This is a genomic window from Nitrospira sp. CMX1 (assembly GCF_054902215.1).
The window spans coordinates 161968-181327 of sequence record NZ_JBUBKD010000045.1 but is presented as its reverse complement, the minus strand read 5'-3'; the positions used below and the strand labels follow the sequence as shown (position 1 = coordinate 181327).

The 19360-nt window shown below is 56.1% G+C and carries 15 protein-coding genes; 3 read left to right on the top strand and 12 right to left on the bottom strand.

Annotated features, from left to right (window positions below):
- The first annotated feature begins 68 nt into the window (after nt 1–68).
- On the top strand, nt 69–968 hold the full coding sequence (locus tag ACYX34_RS12270) for a mechanosensitive ion channel family protein (protein WP_462076850.1): 900 nt from the start codon (nt 69–71) through the stop codon (nt 966–968).
- A gap of 371 nt (nt 969–1339) precedes the next feature.
- Nucleotides 1340–2308: a potassium channel family protein gene (locus ACYX34_RS12265; RefSeq protein WP_462076849.1), complete on the top strand. Its 969-nt coding sequence runs from the start codon at nt 1340–1342 to the stop codon at nt 2306–2308.
- Between the two features lie 42 nt (nt 2309–2350).
- Here the strand turns inward: ACYX34_RS12265 and nhaA are convergent, their stop codons facing one another.
- The 10 genes from nhaA to ACYX34_RS12215 all read right to left on the bottom strand — a co-directional run bounded on the left by nhaA (nt 2351) and on the right by ACYX34_RS12215 (nt 18402).
- The gene (gene nhaA / locus ACYX34_RS12260; RefSeq protein ID WP_462076848.1) at nt 2351–3682 is read right to left on the bottom strand and encodes a Na+/H+ antiporter NhaA; all 1332 of its coding nucleotides are present in this window, start codon (nt 3680–3682) and stop codon (nt 2351–2353) included.
- A gap of 172 nt (nt 3683–3854) precedes the next feature.
- A complete protein-coding gene (locus ACYX34_RS12255; protein ID WP_462076847.1) occupies nt 3855–6023 on the bottom strand; it encodes an amylo-alpha-1,6-glucosidase in 2169 nt (722 codons plus the stop codon).
- Nucleotides 6020–7324, bottom strand: a complete 1305-nt coding sequence (locus ACYX34_RS12250; protein WP_462076846.1) for an MFS transporter — start codon at nt 7322–7324, stop codon at nt 6020–6022. Before ACYX34_RS12250 ends, ACYX34_RS12255 begins: the two co-directional genes overlap by 4 nt.
- The gene (locus ACYX34_RS12245) at nt 7324–8292 is read right to left on the bottom strand and encodes a BON domain-containing protein (RefSeq protein ID WP_462076845.1); all 969 of its coding nucleotides are present in this window, start codon (nt 8290–8292) and stop codon (nt 7324–7326) included. The genes ACYX34_RS12250 and ACYX34_RS12245 overlap by 1 nt, the downstream gene beginning before the upstream one ends.
- 193 nt (nt 8293–8485) lie before the next feature.
- On the bottom strand, nt 8486–9808 hold the full coding sequence (locus ACYX34_RS12240; RefSeq protein WP_462076844.1) for an MFS transporter: 1323 nt from the start codon (nt 9806–9808) through the stop codon (nt 8486–8488).
- Entirely contained in the window at nt 9801–10877 is a 1077-nt protein-coding gene (locus ACYX34_RS12235; protein ID WP_462076843.1) for a glycosyltransferase family 4 protein, read from the bottom strand. The genes ACYX34_RS12240 and ACYX34_RS12235 overlap by 8 nt, the downstream gene beginning before the upstream one ends.
- Before the next feature lie 312 nt (nt 10878–11189).
- Nucleotides 11190–12467 (bottom strand): hypothetical protein, encoded by a 1278-nt coding sequence (locus ACYX34_RS12230; RefSeq protein ID WP_462076842.1) that lies wholly within the window; start codon nt 12465–12467, stop codon nt 11190–11192.
- A 77-nt stretch (nt 12468–12544) separates the two neighbouring features.
- A complete protein-coding gene (locus ACYX34_RS12225) occupies nt 12545–13411 on the bottom strand; it encodes a hypothetical protein (protein ID WP_462076841.1) in 867 nt (288 codons plus the stop codon).
- A gap of 582 nt (nt 13412–13993) precedes the next feature.
- On the bottom strand, nt 13994–15490 hold the full coding sequence (locus tag ACYX34_RS12220; protein ID WP_462076840.1) for an SGNH/GDSL hydrolase family protein: 1497 nt from the start codon (nt 15488–15490) through the stop codon (nt 13994–13996).
- 137 nt (nt 15491–15627) lie between these two features.
- Entirely contained in the window at nt 15628–18402 is a 2775-nt protein-coding gene (locus tag ACYX34_RS12215) for a cation-translocating P-type ATPase (RefSeq protein ID WP_462076839.1), read from the bottom strand.
- Between the two features lie 119 nt (nt 18403–18521).
- Here ACYX34_RS12215 and ACYX34_RS12210 point away from each other — a divergent pair, with 119 nt between their 5' ends.
- Nucleotides 18522–18701, top strand: a complete 180-nt coding sequence (locus ACYX34_RS12210) for a hypothetical protein (RefSeq protein WP_462076838.1) — start codon at nt 18522–18524, stop codon at nt 18699–18701.
- Here ACYX34_RS12210 and ACYX34_RS12205 read toward each other — a convergent pair.
- Both ACYX34_RS12205 and ACYX34_RS12200 read right to left on the bottom strand, forming a co-directional pair.
- Nucleotides 18660–18752, bottom strand: coding sequence for a hypothetical protein (locus tag ACYX34_RS12205; protein ID WP_462076906.1), 93 nt, complete (start codon nt 18750–18752; stop codon nt 18660–18662). The two genes, ACYX34_RS12210 and ACYX34_RS12205, sit on opposite strands and share 42 nt — an antisense overlap.
- 276 nt (nt 18753–19028) lie before the next feature.
- Entirely contained in the window at nt 19029–19322 is a 294-nt protein-coding gene (locus tag ACYX34_RS12200) for a hypothetical protein (protein ID WP_462076837.1), read from the bottom strand.
- Nucleotides 19323–19360: the final 38 nt, after the last annotated feature.

The window sequence follows — 19360 nt, the reverse complement described above, 5'->3', positions numbered from 1 at the left end:
CTGGACACGATCATGGACATGATCAGTAGGAGCTGGTCTTTAGACCGAATGAACGACAAGGGGGATGCATGGACCACCTGCCGGAGATATCAGAAACACTCACACACTGGCTGAATATTCCACTGTTTGAGATCGGCACCACGCCGATAACACTTTGGACGATTGTTTCCCTGGTCGTTCTTTTCGTCTTGCTCTTGTGGCTCACGCGGATACTCAAAAACTGGGTTATCCTGACACTGCTTGCGAACAGTCGGATCGACATCGGTGTTCGACAGGCCGTAGGCGCCATCGTTCGTATCGGCGTCATCGCGATTGGATTCATCGTCATCTTGCAGACGATGGGAATCGATCTCAGCACCGTAACCGTGCTGGCCGGTGCGCTGGGAATCGGGGTCGGCTTCGGCCTGCAAACGATCACGAACAACCTCGTCAGCGGCCTTATTCTGCTCTTCGAGCGTCCTGTCAAAATCGGAGATCGCATTGAGATCGGGCGAGTCACGGGAAACGTTGTGGATATTTCAGCCCGTGCCACAACGGTGGTCACCAACGACAACATCGCCATCATCATTCCAAATTCTGAGTTCATCACGTCGAAAGTCACGAATTGGAGCTATACGACACGAGACGTTCGGTTCAATTTTCCCGTCGCCGTCTCCTATCGCGAAGATCCGGAGGTCGTACGAACGCTGTTGTTGGAAATCGCCAGTAAGCACCCTGGGGTGCTTACAGAGCGGAAACCTGATGTCCTGCTTCAGGAGTTCGGAGAAAGCGCCTTGCACTTTCTCCTCCGGGTGTGGACGAGAGAGTACACGGACCGACCGGGTGTGCTTCGAAGCGAGCTGAACTACGCCATCAGCCGGAAGTTTCGCGAACACGGAATCGAGATTCCATATCCCCAACGTGATATTCACATCAAAGATGGTGCCTTGCCGGTTGCCTCGCCAGCGCCGTCAACCAAGTCAAAATAGCCTACGTTCTCCGCTCAGAGATGCTCCGCTGGTAGATATCGCTTGCGTGTTTGGCAGAATCCAACTTCATCTTGCTGACTATCAGCAAAGCTCTCGGCCCTCCGCTCGGCCGTGTCGCAAGGTAATGACTGTTGCCTCTTATCAGCCTTCGCCTCTCGACAATGACTATTCCTAAAACTTTCGTCGGCATCACTGGGATATCTATCTTGTCACGGACCTCCATGTTGTTACGCGCATGGGCACCGATTGGTGCAACGTCCGAATGCTTCGACTTTGACTCTCATTCTATGGATTGCTACTGTACCAGGCGTATGCAACCCTCTTTTGCGTCATCAAACAGAACACGCATTCTTCACACACCATCTGATCTGTTGCCTGTCCAACGATTACTCGCACAACTTGGCATCGTCCTGGTGCTCATCTGTGGAATCGTCGTCCTCCTTTGGCTCGATCGTGACGGATTAGTTGACCACCACGACGGTGAAGTTTCTTTCGTCGACGTAGTGTATTTCACGATGATTACGGTTACGACGGTCGGATACGGCGACATCACCCCTGTCACACCTCGAACCAGACTTATCGATGCACTCGTCGTGACTCCTGTACGTATCGTGGTCTGGCTCGTGTTTTTGGGAACCGCCTACCAACTCATTCTTCGACGCTATATGGAGGACTATCGTATGGCTGCTTTGAAGGCTTCACTCGAGGGCCACATTCTCGTCTGCGGTTACGGCAATACCGGAGCAGCCGCGGTCAAAGAGTTGCAGGCCAAAGGCATTTCCCCGGACAACATCGTTGTGATCGAATCCGACGAGACACGAGCACGTGTCGCGACTGATTGCGGAGTCGTGGCGATTCAGGGAAACGGCTCACAGGAAGCCACGTTGCGAGACGCGATGGTGGTAAAGGCAAAAGCCCTCATCATTGCAGCCGGACGGGACGACACGAACGCCTTGATTCTTCTGACGGCACGACACCTTAATCCTGCGCTTCGAGTCATCGTCAGCGCGAAAGAAGAAGAAAACGTCAAATTGTTCCGTCAGGGAGGTGCGAACAGCATCGTGGCACCCTCCACGTTTGGCGGCTATGCACTCGCTGCCGCCGTGGAGCAATCCCATATGGTGCAGTATCTCGAAGATTTACTCACCGCCGGGGGGCAGGTCAATCTCATTGAACGTCGGGTTCGAGAGGAAGAAATCGGAAAGACATCGGTGGATCTCAGACCCTCGGTCGTGCTGAGGATCTATCGGGGAGGCACCAGTATTTCCCTGACCGAGATTCAGGAGGGAGCTCAACTGCGGCAGGGAGATCTCCTCGTCATATTGAACCCCGTGACCTAGGAATCGGTTCACAGTCCTCCGTTCGACCATCCAGGGCATTCCTCACCCCTTCTGCGTTTCTGAAGCATACCGCAGCAACAGCCACCCAGTTAGTCCCGCGATCGTCGAAGCAAGCAAGATAGCTTCTTTCGCCGCCATCAGCGACGGACCTGGAGAAAAGGCCAATCCGGCGATGAAGAGCGACATTGTGAATCCAATTCCCGCAAGCACACCGATCCCCCACATCTGATGCCATGAGACACCATCCGGAAGGGCGGTCAGACCACACACGGTTGCAAACCAGGATGAGAGCAGGATGCCGACTGGCTTCCCTACGATCAGACCGATCGTCACACCGAGTGTGAGAGGATCGAGCAATATCGCTGCAAGGTCAGTGTGAAACGGGACTCCGGCATTGGCGAGAGCGAATAACGGCATAATGACAACCGTGACCCACGGATGAAGGATGTGTTCGAGTTGTTGCAGAGGGGTTTCGACGTACGTCACAACCGTCTTCATTCGGTTCGCAATGTGTTGACGCTCCCGGTTTGCCAATTCCGGTTCATCCGGAACCATGGCTTGCTCAAATTGACGAAGAAGCGTAGTGCCCTTCTCCAGAAACTCTCGGCCGGTGAGTCGTGTCCTGGCGGGAATCGTCATCGCTGCAATCACGCCGGCAATCGTGGCATGAATGCCGGAGAAAAGAAATGCCACCCATAAGCCTCCGATTCCAAGAATCGAATAGACGAGCAGACTGCGCACCCCAATCACGTTTGCCGTGATCATCAGAACGAGAAACAGGGCGGCCATACCCACGCTCGTCCACGAGATGGTCGAGGTATAAAAGAGGGCGATGACCAGCACGGCGACTAGATCGTCGGCAATGGCCAAGGCGGTCAAGAAGATCTTCAGTGCCAGCGGAACACGCAAGCCGAGCAACGAGAGGATCCCCAGAGAGAACGCGATATCCGTGGCCATCGGGATTCCCCAGCCCTTCGCTGTCGCGGTTCCTGCGTTGAATGAGGCATAGAGTACTGCCGGGAGGATCGACCCACCCAAAGCCGCAGCCAGCGGCAACGCCGCCTGCTTCCAGGAAGCCAACTCTCCGACCATGATCTCACGCTTAATTTCCAGTCCGATGACGAAGAAAAACATGGCCATGAGGCCATCGTTAATCCAGTCGAGCAACGTTTCCGTCAGCGTGTAGGTTGCGATCGTTACGCCGATAGGAGTGGACCAAAATACCTGATAGGATTTGTCCCAGAAAGAATTTGCCCAGACCATCGCGATGCACGTCGCGACCAAGAGCAAGATGCCTCCGGCTGCCTCAGTTCGAATGAACGACTGAAAGGGTTCGATGATCGGTTGGACAAGCGGCCTTTCGTGACCCTTCATGTCCTGGCTTCTGCCCACATCTTCATTCCTGCCACCGAATCGACCCCACGGGGAACGTTGAGGTGATGAATAGAGGGCAATCCATTTTTCTGCCGGACATGGCGGCCGGCACCTGCTGTTGTGGCACACATGACGGCACGTCCAGAGCAGACCTGGACAAGAAGACCTCTGCCTATACGGTCAATATGACTTCTACCTGACCGATTCGGCGGGCAACCGTCAGCGCGACCTCGTTCTGATGACGGTCGAGCACGAGATCAAGACGGGCGGTACCGATGGAGAGGTTCCGCAGTTCGACTCGCTCGAGAAACGGCGGCAGCGTCGGACGTACAAACTGCACCAGACGTCGAGTCCCGTCGATCTGCAGCCCAAGGCAAGCCTGCAAGGCTTGAAACCCCGCGCCGGCCGCCCAAGCTTGCGGAGCGCAGGCCACCGGATAGCGCGTGGGACTTTCACCCGGGCGACGAGGGAAGCCACAAAAGAGTTCCGGCATGCGATGGAGATCAAGAAAGAGACTGGCGTCGAAGAGTCCGGTGAGGATCTTCATCGCCCCTTCTTTGTATCCGTAGGCCGCCATCCCTGCGGCAATCAGCGCGTTATCATGCGGCCACACCGACCCGTTATGATAGGACATCGGATTATACCGTGTTTCTGATGTCGCCAGTGTTCGGATCCCCCACCCGCTGTACATCTCATCCGTCAGAAGCGTATGTGCCGTGCGCAACCCATGTTTTCTCCCGGCAATCCCACCATACAAACAATGGCCGGCATTGGAAGACAACACAAGACACGGCCGCCCTCGTCCATCCAAGGCCAGGGCATAGGAACCGAGTTTCTCGGACCAGAATGCCCTCTCGAATCGCTCTTGCAGTGAGGCGGCTTCCTTCAGTAAACGTTCTGCCTGATCAAGTTTCCCTAAGACCCGAGCCAGGCCTGCCGCCGCTTGTTTGGCTTGATACACGTAGGCTTGGACCTCGCACAGCGCGATCGGGCCCTCTGCAGCCGTGCCATCGGCGTGGAAGACCGCGTCGTGGGAGTCCTTCCAGCCTTGATGCACAAGGCCATTCGACGACTGCCTTGAGTAGGTGATGAATCCCATGCCGCTGGGATCACCATCGCGATCAATCCACTGAAGCGCGAGTTGAATATGCGGCCAGAGTTTGGCCAAAAACTCACGATCTCCGGTGCGTCCATAGTAAGCACCAGCCAGGACGACGAACAACGGCGTCGCATCCACGCTCCCATAGTATTTTCCAAATGGGATCTCGCCCAGTGCTGCCATCTCACCTTGGCGAGTCTCATGCAAGATCTTTCCGACCTCCGCATCCCGTTCCGGCCAAACCTCCGTTGCCTGGGTGGAAGCCAGAAACCCCAGCACGCCACGAGCCAGTAATGGATTCATCCACAGCATCTGAAGCGCCGTAATGATCCCGTCCCTCCCGAATGGGACACTGAACCAGGGAACTCCCGCATAGGGATAGAGCCCTTGCGAAGTCTCCGAGATCAACATATGGAGGTCAGCGAGCGACCGATTCAACCAGTGATTGAACTGTTCATTCGCGGTATACACATGGGCATTGTAAGATGTGGCATCCTTGAGAGCACGATTGGCGTGATGGTAGGCACGTTCGTAGGTGAGCCCTTTTCGCTTCTGTGGGCTCCCGATTTCACAGGAAATGGCGATCTCCCAGGTCAGATCTGCATGTGGACGGAGGGATGATTCGATGATGAAGCCGTTCGATGTCACTCGTTTCGGTGTGGGAGTGCACTGAATGGAGGTTCGACGGACGATCTCATCAAGTCCCTTATACCCGAACACGAGTCCGTTTTTTGAGCGAACCGTCTTGAGCCGTGCCCCACGCCGCTCCCGTTTTCGACCTCTCGCTTCGAAGAGATCGGCGAAGTCCGCATCCAGCGCGATCGTAATCGCAAGAGAAATGCCCTTATTCCCATAATTCCGAACACGGAAACGTTCGTACCACGTCCCTTGCCAGAGAAACCGCGTGCGGCACAGATGGACGGTGCCACGTGAGACGACTTTTTTGCCATCGTGCATCAGATCCGGATTCGTGAGATCCACCGTGAAGAGTGCATTGTCTTCTTTCACGGTGGCGCTGAGGAGCATCGGACGCTGACCTTGCAGCAACAGTTCAGATTGCGAGAGGAAGCGGGTCCCTTCATGATAGAGACCTTGCGGGCCAGGAAGCACCTGGTGCATATCTCCATATCGATCGAACACGGCGAAGGTCTCTCCATGTTTCAGGACTTCGGTTCGGCCCTCCGCCAGCGACGATGATGCAAGGATGTAGTATTGTTCGTTCCATCGGATGATATCGTTCATGAACGGTTCCCTTCATACTCGGCACTGGCTCGGCTCATCCTCGTGGCAACCAACGCCGTGACCATCAGGACAAGCCCGATCCCGAGGACTCCGGTTTCGGGACCCTGCTGTTCGGTGATCCACCCAAACGCGGAGATTCCTCCGATGGCGGCGGTCATGGCCCCCGTCCCGTAGAGTCCCAGGACCCGCCCGATCATGTGACTCGGCGCCAGCTCCTGAATGATCCCCCACGCGATCGGAGTAAATACCCCCATCCCACACCCGATCAGCCCCATAAGAACGCCGGCGACATACGGATCAAGCGTCCAGGCTAATCCACTCAGAGCGAGACCGCTCAACACGCTCGCAGCCATAATGAGTCGCATACGATCCTTGACCATCCAATCGGTCACCCACAAGAGCGCGATCGACGTCATAAGTAACCCCATGCCCAGTGCGGACCATAAATATCCAACCTCGACCGGCCCCAGCCCAAGCAGCTTTCTGGCAAAGACCGGAAAGAGCGCGGTCAGCGCGCTGGTGCCGAACGTATAGAGGGCGGCGGTACCGGTCAAAAGTAACAATGCCGGTTTGGTGACCACGCCATAGCGAAACCCTTCGATCAGATCTTGCATCAGAGTCGATCGTGCCCCCGGCGAAATACTGGTCGGCGCCGCATTTCGGAAGCGGACCAGTGCGAGACATGCAGCCGAAATCAAGTAGGTTGCAGCGTTGATGCAGAGCACCTCTTGTGATCCATACGCAGCGATACCGAGGCCGCTGATCGCGGGACCAAAGATAATCCCCAGGCTCGTGGTCCCCTGCAGAAGCGCATTGGCAGCGGTGAACTGCGTCTTGGGAACGAATGCCGGTACTGCAGCCGTCAGGGCCGGCCCGAAGACCGCCGTGGAAACGGCATGGAGAAACACCAGCACATACAACACCGATACCGTAAAGGATTCCACGGGGATGAGGCAGGGGATCAACCCGATCAGCAGCGCACGGAGAATATCGCTTGTGATCAGCAAGACTTTCTTCGGGAGTCGGTCGACGTACACCCCGATGATCGGCCCGAGGATGATCGGGGGAATCGTTTGCAACAGTCCAATGATGGAAGTCTTGAGCGGTGATCCCGTGACGGCGTAGACAAACCACAAGAGCGCCAGTCGGCAGACTCCGTCACCGACCTGTGAAATGAGTTGGCCCCACCACACCAGCCCGAAGTCCCAAGTCAGAAGGAGGGGACGATTGTCGGCCGAGCTGCGACGTGCATGCGCCATGACAGAGGAAGCATCAGCCACGGGGCCGGAGGAACCCTGCATCAGCTTTCACCCTCTAGGCGAATTTTTTCCGTATTGACGGCCCGAACACCCGGCACCTGCCGAGCGGCTTCAGCAGCTTCGAGGGCGATGACCTGAAAACGAACCGTTCCATTAAGCTGAACGATACCTTCCTCCGTCTTCACATCGAAGTTTGCCGCTTTCAAGGTCGCACTTTTTGCGAAGCGTTCCTTGATAAGAAGTGTGAGGATTTCATCCTGCTTCTTCAGCAAAGTTTTTGCCAGGTCTTTTTCCACGATGAGCTTGTTGGTAACCGTTTTTACCCCACTGACTGCCTGCGCAATGTCCGTTGCAGCAGCCTTATCTTCGTCATTCGAGACTCGACCGGTCAATGTCACCACCTGTTTGTCCTCCTCAACCTCGATCTCGTACCGGAACAGCCGTAAATCTCCCATCAGCGCAAGCTTCACGCAGAGGATCAGTGACCCCACCGGCTTTTTCGCAGCCGGCTCCTTTTCTTTGGGATCGGTATCCGGAGGAGGTGGAAGGTCGGCCTTGAGTGCCGGGGCAGGTTGTCCCTGCGATTTGGTTTCTCCTGACGGCTTGGGAGCCGTGCCATGACCATCTGTCACGGCCGAGGAAGAAGAGGGTCGAGCCGGAATCTTTTCCAGCGTCCCTTCTTTACGATCCGTCGATGATTCAGCTTTGGTCGGCGTGGTAGGCAGAGAGGTCGGCTTGGACTCCGCTGGGGGCTTGTGCGGCGTGGGCTGGGCGTCGGGAGAAGCCGGTGACGACTGCGGTCGTACTGCCGGTTTTTCCGGCACAACCTCTTTGTGCTCGGTTGCCGCCTCACCCTTCGCCGCAGGAACAACCGGTGGTTGCGACGAGCCGGAGGTCGGTTTGTCCGACTGCCCCTCCTTGTCATGTCCGTCGGATGCTTGCAAACCTGCCCCGATCGGCCAGATCAAGAATACACCGAGCACAATCAACCCTTGAAATCTCATGGCCATAATGCAAGCCCTCCTCATGGGCTCATTCCCGTGAGTGTATCTGTGGAGTATCGCGAGGCATTGTAACCCGCCCTCCGTCTTCTGTCATCTGCACGGAGCTCAGAGCCCCCCTGAGTATCAGGGGGGCTTCCGGAATATCAGACCTTGAGCTTGGCGAGTATTCGCAACGGTGTGACGATGGTGCGGCAGTCTGCTACGCAGCTAAAGGGCCGCGTGAGGGAACGACCAGAGTCGTCTGTGCGTGCGACTTGTAGAAGCTGAACAACCATGCGCTCGCAGCAGTCATGAGCAAAATAAGGCTAATACCTCCAAGACACGTCGTTGGGCCGATCGCATCAGCTGCCCATCCAAAACCCGCCATCCCGGCCATCGATGCGGCCATACCTCCCGTGGCGAAGCTCGTAAAGACTCGCCCGAGGAGGTGCGTCGGCGTCAACTCTTGGAGCATGGTCCACACCAGCGGGGTAAACATGGCCGTGCTACCTCCGATCACAGCGATCAGCGCCCCTGCTGCGACCGGAGCATCGAGGAACCCGAGCGCCGCAACAGCAAGCCCACCGATCGCTAACGCACCAGACATAAACCGCAGACGCCACGAGACATCTCCCTGCGTTACCGACGTCAAACTGAGAGACGCCAGCAACATTCCCACGCCGAGAGCCGACCACAACCAACCAAGTTGGACCGGCCCCACACCCAAGACCTCCTTCGCGAACACCGGCAGCAGAAAAATGAAGGCACTGATCCCGACGCTGTACAACGTCGCCGTCAACATCAGCATCAAGACCGTCTTTTGTTCAACGAACACGAATCGGAAGCCTGCCAGCAAGTCATCAGTAATACCACTCGTCAGCCCATTGACGGCGGCACGGCTACGGTTAAGCGTTTCATGCACCTGAATGGGGAACAAGCACAGCGCCGAGAAGAAAAACGTCGCGGCATCAACATAGAGCACGTTTTGCGCCCCGATGAGCGCAATCCCCAGCCCGCTGACGGCCGGTCCGACGAGCAGTCCTACGTTGGTCGTCGTTTGCATGAGCGCATTGGCCGCCACCAATCGATCCTTTGCCACGATCAACGGCACCGCAGAGGTCAAAGCCGGCCCAAAGACCGTTGAAAAGATCGCCGTGGCAAATACGAGGACATAGAGTCGGTCGAGCGTCAACGCGTCCATCGCATAGAGCACCGGAATCAGGAGGACCATCAAAGTCCGAAGGAGATCCACGCCGATCATGACCGGCTTCTTGCGAACGCGATCTAAATACACACCGATCAATGGCCCAAAGAGCAAGGGAGGAAGCGTCTGCAGCAGTCCCACTACCGTCATCTTGAGCGCCGACCCGGTCATCTCATAGACAAACCAGAGCAACGCTACTTTATTAAGACTGTCTCCGATCTGAGAGATCGTCTGACCGGCGAACAGGAATCCAAAGTTTTTCGTTTTGACTAATTCCCACCCATGGCCACGGCGGGCCGTAGAGTGAGCCTCTTGTGAGTCAACGGCTGCATCAGACATGTCGGCTCCCTTCATTCACCTTATGCGCCCCAGCTTGCACGGCCACCCCGTCGAGAATCCGCTCGTACAACGCGACATAGTCACGCGCCATCCGGTCGGCAGTAAACCGCTCGTCGAACGCCGCCCGGCAGCGCCGACGGTCAATGAGAGGCACCTGTCCCACCGCCTCGACCATCTCATCCACGGTTTCACACACGAAACCGGTCACTCCATGATCGATAATTTCGGGAATGGATCCCCGTCGATACGCCAGTACCGGCGTTCCACAGGCGAGGGCTTCAATCAACACCAGTCCGAATGGTTCCGGCCAATCATAGGGACAGACCAACGCCATAGCGTTTCCGACAAAATCATTCTTTTCAGCATCGGATATCTCCCCGACGAATTCGATCAACGGGTGATTGAGCAATGGCTCAACCGCCGCCTCAAAATACACCCGATCTGCAGGGTCGACTTTTGCCGCCATTTTCAATGGGATACCTGAGCGCTTGGCGATTTCAATCGCCTGATCAGGGCGCTTTTCAGGGGAGATACGGCCAAGAAACGCGAGATACCCATCACTCTTCTGATGGAAACCGTAGAGATTGCGCGGCAATCCATGGTGGATGGTTCCAGCCCAGTTGGCCCAAGGAAGCGGTCGTCGCTGGGAAGCCGAAATGGAGACCAGAGGCATTTCGATGAACTCACGAAAGATCGGCTCCAACTCCGGGAGATCCAGGCGCCCGTGTAAGGTGGTCACCATGGGGACCGCATTGCGACGCGCAACCGGAAACCCAAGAAAATCGAGATGGGAGTGCACGATGTCGAAGTTGCCGCTCACACCGAGCGCTCGTTCTTGCTGCATAATCAGCGGAGCATCCCGGTTGAAGATCCCGGTGTTCAACCGCAGCGCCTGCGGGCAGATGGCCTCCAGCTTGGCACTCGTTTCCGAATCGCCGCTGGCGAACAGTGTCACATCATGCCCCATCGCGACCAATTCTTCAGTAATGTACGACACAATTCGTTCGGTCCCCCCATACAGTTTGGGTGGAACGCTTTCCCACAGCGGCGACACCTGCGCGATTCTCATGTCTTGTCCTTTCTTACACTGATCATCGACTGGATGACTGCGTCATCCGTCAGTTTGTGAGGTGAATGGAGACCGGTTGATTGTTCAAAATAGAATTCGACCTGTTACATGCATCCATGAACCGCCGATCATTCGCTGTTTCCCGCAACTCATGAGCGTCATGTTACTTTACTCAGCACCTCGTTCCTGACTCAACGGACAAAAGTTCATGAGCTCGGCACCATTATGTCCACTCTGGGGTCACTTGACTCCTCGTCGAACTCATGGTTGGCCACCAGAAGGCCGCCGTGACGGTCACGTACGAATATTGGCCTAGTGATTGAGGCGGGCCTCTTTGATGATTTTGTCGCCCCTGATTTGCTCCAGGAAGAGATCGGGCGGGACTGGGGGTGGAATGATCTGCACCTCTTGCCAACCTTCGTTCAGGGCTCCTTTATGCCCTTTCATCCCATTCACCCATTGATCGATACTTTCCTGAGTCGTTCCTTCGCTGAAGGTCACCCAGAAGAGAAACGGTTGCATCGACGTACTCTGACGGCTATCGGCGACGGGCAATAGCTGATGCTTTCTGGCACCATCAATCTCACGCGCCACCATACGTTCCGAATTTTGCTCAGCCGCTTTTGCGACGTGCACAATCGCCGTTTGCAATTTGGCCGTCAGCGTGCGGTTGTGCTCTTCCAGACCGGCGATTTGCTTGGATAAGCGCTCGTTGTCGGCGGCAAGACCGTGAATCGCCACTTCAAACTGTTCTTGATCCACCAACCCCTTCCCAGCAGGAAGCTGGGCCGGACGATCCGCCTCACGCTCCGGGCCTTCCTGCCTCTTCTCCATCTCTTCCTTCACCATCACGACACTGGAGGCCACAGATTCCTGCGTCGACGAAAGTCTGGCCATGGTTTGATGAAGCAACGTCATCCCCTTCTCTTGAGACTGAAGCGCTTCGCCGACCTTCGTTTGCATCGACCTCAGCTCATGGAGTTGTTTGGCCAGCTGTTCTATTTCGCCGATGGAGGCCGTACGAAGCGCTTCTGCCTGCACCGTCGGCGTCACGGCATGCTCTGGTGCGATCCAGATCATGGTGCGATCAGCGACCAAACCGACGACGGCAACCGCCAGGAGTGCCTGCGTAAAGGCCACCGTTCGGAATCCATACGCCATCGTGGTCTGCGGACGCCTGACCATCCATCTATCTGCAACGTCGGCGAAGTTGTTCCAGATTCGACTCCAGAAACCTGGGGCAGGAATGAACACCGCACTGAGCCCCCCCCCCTGCACTGTATTCTGAACGCAGAGTTCGACGCTATGCGCTGAAAGCTGCACCCGATTCGTCCGAAACCCGGATTCAGGAGCGACTACCCCCCCCAGCAATCGTCCGTCTTCGGTGCGGAGCTGTACCGTCTCGATATGATCGACACCGTGCACATGCAGTGTCGCCTCGGTCTCCGCTCCTTTCAGTTCACCCACGCGCCGCTCATTGATATACACCTGTATAAAATCCAATAGGCCACGACCTACGTGGCTCGGTCGCTCACTTATCGAGTCAAGGAGCTGCGATCGATAGCGCTCCAGATCCTCTTCCTGAACCATATATCCTCCCTCGCGTCTCTGTCCGTATGACATCTTTGCAGGTATACCGATGACCGTTGGGGCAGGGCGTTCACCCGTTACGGTCGCACCTGCAACTCCAAGCGCGGTTTTTCACCGGCCGACGACCCGCTGGATCCCAATCCCCAGGCCGTCTGCATGCAGTCTAAACAAAGCACCAAATGCCAAATCCGATAATCACACCCGTACCCCTGAGCGAACATTTCGCTCCATTGAGATCGCGATAAACAGGGGTAGTGATCCGGCTCGCTCTTCCGATAGTGCCCCTGTGCCACGCGAATCAGTCGTTCTGCTTCGCTGTTGAACCGCTGTCGATGGCGTTGCTGTTGATTCTCCAGCTCAGCCAGTTCCGTCTTCGTCAAGCCCATTTCGTCCATCGTGCGCTGCCAGCCGCTCTCACGCCATCGACGAAAATTCTTATAGATGCGTTGGCTCTCAAGCCCATTGAGCCCGGTTACGGCAATGACATCCCCTGCACCCCAGCCATAAGAATGATGGTACAGCGCGATCAAGGCATCTCGACTGACCACCGCCCGCGCGACCAACCCATCGAGAAACCGCCCAAGCGGCTTCAGCAGATCCGGGTGATAACAAAACGGCTCCGGCTTGCTATGCTGCTTCGCCACCAGCGAATCAAACAGGAATAACGGCCGACACGGAACTTCTGTTCGTCCACAGACGAGAAAACGCTCCAAATATTCAGATCCCCAACGCAAGGCAAACTTTTCATGCTCGATATCGTCGTTCCACTGACCGGTTTCTCGTAAGAATCGCTTCGTGTAACCCGCTGCCCGATCCAGCAAAATCGGCAAGGCCTGCGATACAACCTGATCGAACTCATCCGACGTGGCCACCACTTCTTCCAGGCGGCTCACTGTTGCTGTCCGATCAACAATGACGTGGCTCTTCCTGAGCGTATTTTGCATCGTCGCTTTCCCTATTCTGCCTGCAGTGACGCAGAAGGAGCATTGGACAAATATGTGTGCTCAGCGCTCGTTTTGTCCGTTGTCCTCGGTATCCTCACTCTGGTACAAAACTACCGTTTGTTCTTCTTTCAGTTGCACATTTCCAACCATACGGTAATTCATCCTTTCAGTTTTCTGCAATCCCTCCCCTTTTCGGATCAGAATAAGTTGTTCGGAATCCGATCTACTACTCCGTCCACTGCTCACTTGTCCTAACCACAGACACCGGCCCCGCGTGGTTCGTTTAAAGAGTAGCTGGGTGTGAGCACTGTTGCTCACCCTAATTGGCCTTGAACCCGGCACAGTGAGTGCCGACAGAGGAGAGGAGCCTGAGCGAATGTGGAAAGGGAGTTTCCCAAAGTAGCGGCATACTCATGGTGTCTTAGGAACAACAGTTGCGGCGACTCACATTGCTGTATGCCAGGTGCAACGGCGAAGAATTCCTTCGAGAGCAGGTTCCGAAGTAAGACCCTTCCTTCAGCCACACCAACATGGCCAGACTCAGGATCCTAGAATCGGCACCATACATGCTCCCGACAGACTCTATCCAGCAGAAGCATGAGCCAGTGCTTCACGAACTGGGTCAGCAAGACATTTTGCGACGGCTGCATTGCCCTGTGGCGAATAGTGAGTCATCAAGTACCGATCAGTAGGGTCGAGCTGAGCTAAGCAGGGGCTTGGATCGAGGTATGAAAAGCCTGCCTTTTGCACCACCTGCTTGGCAAGAGGCGTGGTCTCGCTCATTTGCCCCAATTCTCCGCGACTCGGGAGATAAACAATGAGGGGGATCGCTCCGGCCTGGGTTGCAGACCGAACAAACTCCGTGAGAATCCTGGCATTGACCAACAGCCGCATCTCCGCTGAGGAATCGGGGTTCTCGGCTGTCCACTGAGGAAACATGGAGACGACCAGACGAGCCAGATAGGAACGATCAACGAATCTGTGCTGCCACTCGCTTGGCCTGTAGCTTTCGTCATACATCATGAAGGGAAGCCGAGACATCGATTTCCGGTGAAAGATCTCGTCGGGCGAAAGGGGGGGGAGATTCTTGGGAACAAGCTGATCGTCTCGTAGAATAAAGCGCGGCTTCGAGAACGGCATGTTCCAGTTCGGCATTGCTAAAAACGGATAGACCCACGTCGTGCGCTTGACGTCATGGGAGATGAGGCTGAAGATCACCACCTTCGGGTTCCATTGGCGGACGTCCTTCTCATACCGGAGATAGGCCTGGCCTACGCCATAGCCCCCTACCCCAAAATTCAAGACTTGAAACTTCGGCCCTAATGCCTGTTCGAGCTGATACCCCCATGTGTCCTCATACCCCACCTCCTCTCCGAAGGTAAAGCTATCGCCGACCAGAGCAATCCTAGTCTTCCCAGTCACCTCGGCAAACGACACGCCTTGATGTGGGGCACGGATTCCTTCAGCACTGGACGCGTTCAGCCCGTTGGTACTTCGTTTATTCCGTCCAACTGTCCATCCCATCACCTCATCATACTCAAGATAGGTGAGGTCACCGGAAGCTTGATCAAGCATCTTCTGATATTCAGCTGAAACCGTTTCCCAGCTTTTCGGCTTCAGGACCGTCGTTCCAAATACCTCTCCTTCACTGGAACTGTGCACACCGAGCCTCACGGTGACTTCCCCCATGAACAGCCCCACGATCACCGTCATAAGATTGAGTCCCACGACCAAGCGGAAGTGACGTGATGATGCCCGACGGGCAGCCACATACTGAAGAGCAATGACGATCCCGGCAAGGACACACACGGGGATGGCGACGATCAACGCCCTGCCAGGCATGGTGGAAAGGAAGACCTCAAACGGTCTCGCCCCCTTCATATACAACGCGATCACCACGACGGCGAGAGACAACTCCAGGGTAAACAGCGAAGCGAGAAGGCGCAGCTCCTTTTTCTGAGAAGGAATGCGAGGAGAGATCGTCGCCTCAGACATCGTATCAGTACCCACTACGCTGGGTTCACTCTCACGAGAGGCCCTGGTCTCCTCAACGCCCAACTGATCGGCTGGTCGGCTCATGAGTTCTTTTCGTCCGGTCATGTAACCTAAACAAAAAGGCGTCCCACATTGCAAGCGCTGATTCTCGTTCTTGTCTTTACAGACCTGGGACTCCAGTTTCTACCGAACGTGATGAACGGCACTGAAGCCTTCGTCCCTCACCATCGTTTCACCCACTTGATTCCTTCAACGACGGCCAGCGGGAGCAGCCCCATGGCCACCATCAGCTCCCAATCCTCGATCGGCAAGAGCGCAACCTTAAAAATGGGTTCCACGATCGGAATGGTCAGAATGCCGACTTGTAGAACCAGAGACGCAACCACGGCCCAGAGGAGGGCGTGATTAGTCGTCACCCCTACATGAAATAACGACCAGCGGTCGCTCCGACAATTAAAGGCATGCACCAACTGCGCGGCAACCATCACGGTAAACGTGACGGTCCGTGCCTGATCGATCGGCTGTTGCCAAACAAACAGACTATACGAAAACGCGCTCAGTGCGATGACCGCCAACATCAGCCCCTCACCGGCGATGGTCCAGAGTCTGCCACCATCCAGTAAGCGTGCCTGGGCTTGTCGTGGTGACTGCTGCATCAGATCGGGCGCTTTCGGATCGACCGCCAGGGCGAGGGCTGGGAAACCGTCGGTCACGAGATTCATCCAGAGAATGTGAATCGGCAGGAGCGGAAGCGGCAGGCCGAACAGGGTCGCAAACAGCATGACGAGCACCTCGCTCACGTTGCACGACAGGAGAAAATGTACCGTCTTCCTGATGTTGTCGAAGATGCCTCGCCCCTCCTCGACCGCAGCGGCAATCGAGGCAAAGTTATCGTCCGTCACCACCATGTCCGACGCTTCCTTGGTCACATCGGTGCCGGCCATCCCCATCGCCACACCGATATCGGCAGCCTTGATCGCCGGCGCATCGTTGACCCCATCGCCGGTCATCGCGACGATCGCCCCATTCCGCTTCCAGGCCTGGACGACCCGGAGTTTATGCTCGGCGGATACCCGGGCATACACCGTCACGTGCTCGACCTGTTGCGTCAATTGCTCGTCGGTGAAACCATCAAGCTCAGCCCCGGACAAGGCCATGTCGTCATTGCGCTGTAAGCCCAGCTCACGCGCGATCGCGACCGCTGTCTCCTTGTGATCACCGGTGATCATGGCTGTTCTGATGCCGGCTTGTCGGCAAAGACGCACGGCCTCAGTGGCTTCCGGCCGTAAGGGATCCTTCATCGCGAAGAGACCAAGAAAAATCAGATTGCGCTCAACCTCTTCCTCCGCATTCACCTGCTGGCCGAGAGGCCGATAGGCAACGCCCAGGACCCGGAGAGCCTGTTGGGCTAACGACGCGTTGGCTGCACCGATCAACCGCCGATGTTCTTCATCAAGTGCCTCGGTCCGTCCTTCTCGCGTAAGACGTGCGGCACAGTGCTTCAACAAGACATCGGGGGCTCCTTTGCTGTACGCCATACGACCGTGTTCTGTACGGCGAATGATCGTCATCATCTTCCGTTCGGCATCGAACGGAATTTCCCTCTCCAACGGCGATTGGCCCTCCAGTTCAGCCTTCGTAAGACCGGCCTTTTCCGCGGCAACGAGCAGCGCCCCTTCTGTTGGATCACCGATGATCCGCCAAGCCCCATTCTGTTGTTGCAATGTCGCACCGTTACACAGCACGGCCGCAGTCAGAAGATCGCGTAGACCAAGGGGAAGTGCTGAGTCACCAGAGTGATAACCGCGCCCTTGGTTTGAAAACTCCGCACCCAGGACTCTTGGCTCAATACTGCATTCTCGAATCTCACCCACCGGTTCATACCCTTCGCCCGTTACTTCGAACGTTTCATTGTCGACGACTAACTTCGTCACCGTCATTTCGTTCTTCGTCAATGTGCCGGTCTTATCGGTGCAGATCACGCTGGCGGATCCGAGTGTCTCGACGGCAGGGAGTTTCCGAATCAATGCATGTCGTTTGGCCATACGGGTAACACCCACAGCTAGGGTGATCGTGACGATGGCGGGAAGCCCCTCAGGCACAGCTGCGACTGCGAGGCTCACCGAGATGAGAAACATCTCCACCAACGGTTCCCCCCGGAGAAAGCCGAGCACGAATACAATTGCCACAACACCGAGCGCAAGCCACAGGAGAGTCGAACCGAATTGTTCCAATCGTCGCTGCAACGGAGTTTCGGCACGTTCCGCCTCAGCGGCCTTCTGGATCAGAGCGGCGATCCGACCTAGTTCCGTACCCACACCGGTCGCGACGACCAGCCCACGGGCCTTACCGGAGACGGCCACAGTGCCCATAAACACCATGTTGCGTTGATCGGCCAACGGGACTTCGTCCGCCTCAAGGCGCTCCGCCTGTTTCTGGACTGGTGTCGACTCGCCGGTGAGGGAGGCTTCTTGAGCCTGAAAATTCGTGGTGTAGAACAAGCGGGCATCGGCAGGAATTCGGTCGCCTGCTTCAAGAACGACTATGTCTCCCCTGACGAGTTCTCGAGCCGGAACAGACTGCAGCGTACCGGCCCGGATGACGCGGGCCATTGTGACCGACATCTTGCGCAATGCCGCCAGCGATTGCTCGGCTCGGAATTCCTGCACGAATCCCAGTATCCCATTGAGAAAGACGATGGCCAGAATTGCCGCCGCATCGATCCAGTCTTCCAACAAGCCGGAGACAATGGCCGCCCCGATCAGCACCCACACGATGAGGCTGGCGAATTGCGAGAGAAAGAGTTTCAGCAAGGAGGGAGGCGGAGCTTCGGGTAATTCGTTGGGACCATCTTGTGCTCGCCGGCATGCCACGTCATCAATGGGCAGGCCGCTGTGAAGATCTGTCCGGAGTTCATCAACCAGAGCTTCAGCCGGCTTGGCATACCAAGCTCTCACGTCGACTATCCCACGTGGTGCCTGCAATGTCGTTCCCATGCGTCTCACCCTCTCAATATCTCAGCAGGGGGCATGCCAAGTGGATCACGACCTATGGGGCATCTTTATACTGTCCGCTGTAGCGTAATGCCACGTGAGCGGAGAACCATGGTGGCCAAATGCAACATGCGAGTATGGGTGGAACTGACGGCGCTCAATATCCCTCCCTGCTGATACGCAAGATCGGCAAAGAAAAACGCCGCTGGAGTGAAGGCGTTGCTGCCAAAGAGATTTCCAACAGCCGGATCGAAAGCCCCTCATTGAACCGCTGCAATCGAGACGACCAGCTCCGGCAATGATGTCGTAATTACCACCAATGAGGTTCCGATAAAGGTCGCCGTAATATCGATTTTCTCTGCGATCCGCCCAGCCGATCAGGCAAAGATAGAAGCGGCAACCAACAAGGCAAGGGCACCAATCAATTCGGCGCTTCGATCTCCATAACGTAAGATTCTTGTCCCCGATTAGGGACGATGGCCATAGCAGTGACAGCCAAGACGAGCCCTGGAATGGCCGGGGTCATGTCTCCGGATAGAGAGCAAGCGGCAGGACACACCCCACAGTCGGGAACAGGCTACCCGACAAGGTGTGAGGATCCGATCACAAGGAGGCGCGCGGCTGGATGCCTACCATTGATCTCGGAAAAAGAGGAAGTAGCCGATCGCAACCGCAATCGCTTGGAGCAAGATAAACCACCGCAAGAGCCCCCAATGGGTTCCTGCGCGGCTCTCCACCATTCTCATGCTCGCCATCATCGACGGTTGTGAGAGAATGAACGATGCCACCAGTTCCCGAGCATCTTCTCGGCTGAGGTTTCGCTCAAGCTGAACCTGTTCGATTGCTTTATTGCGGTCACCCTGCAACAGCGCTTCCATTGCCTTCTTGGGAAGATCAACCTCCCATTGAATTTCGTTCGCCATAGTGGTGGGGAGTGTACCAGAAAAGACTTCGTCCCGTC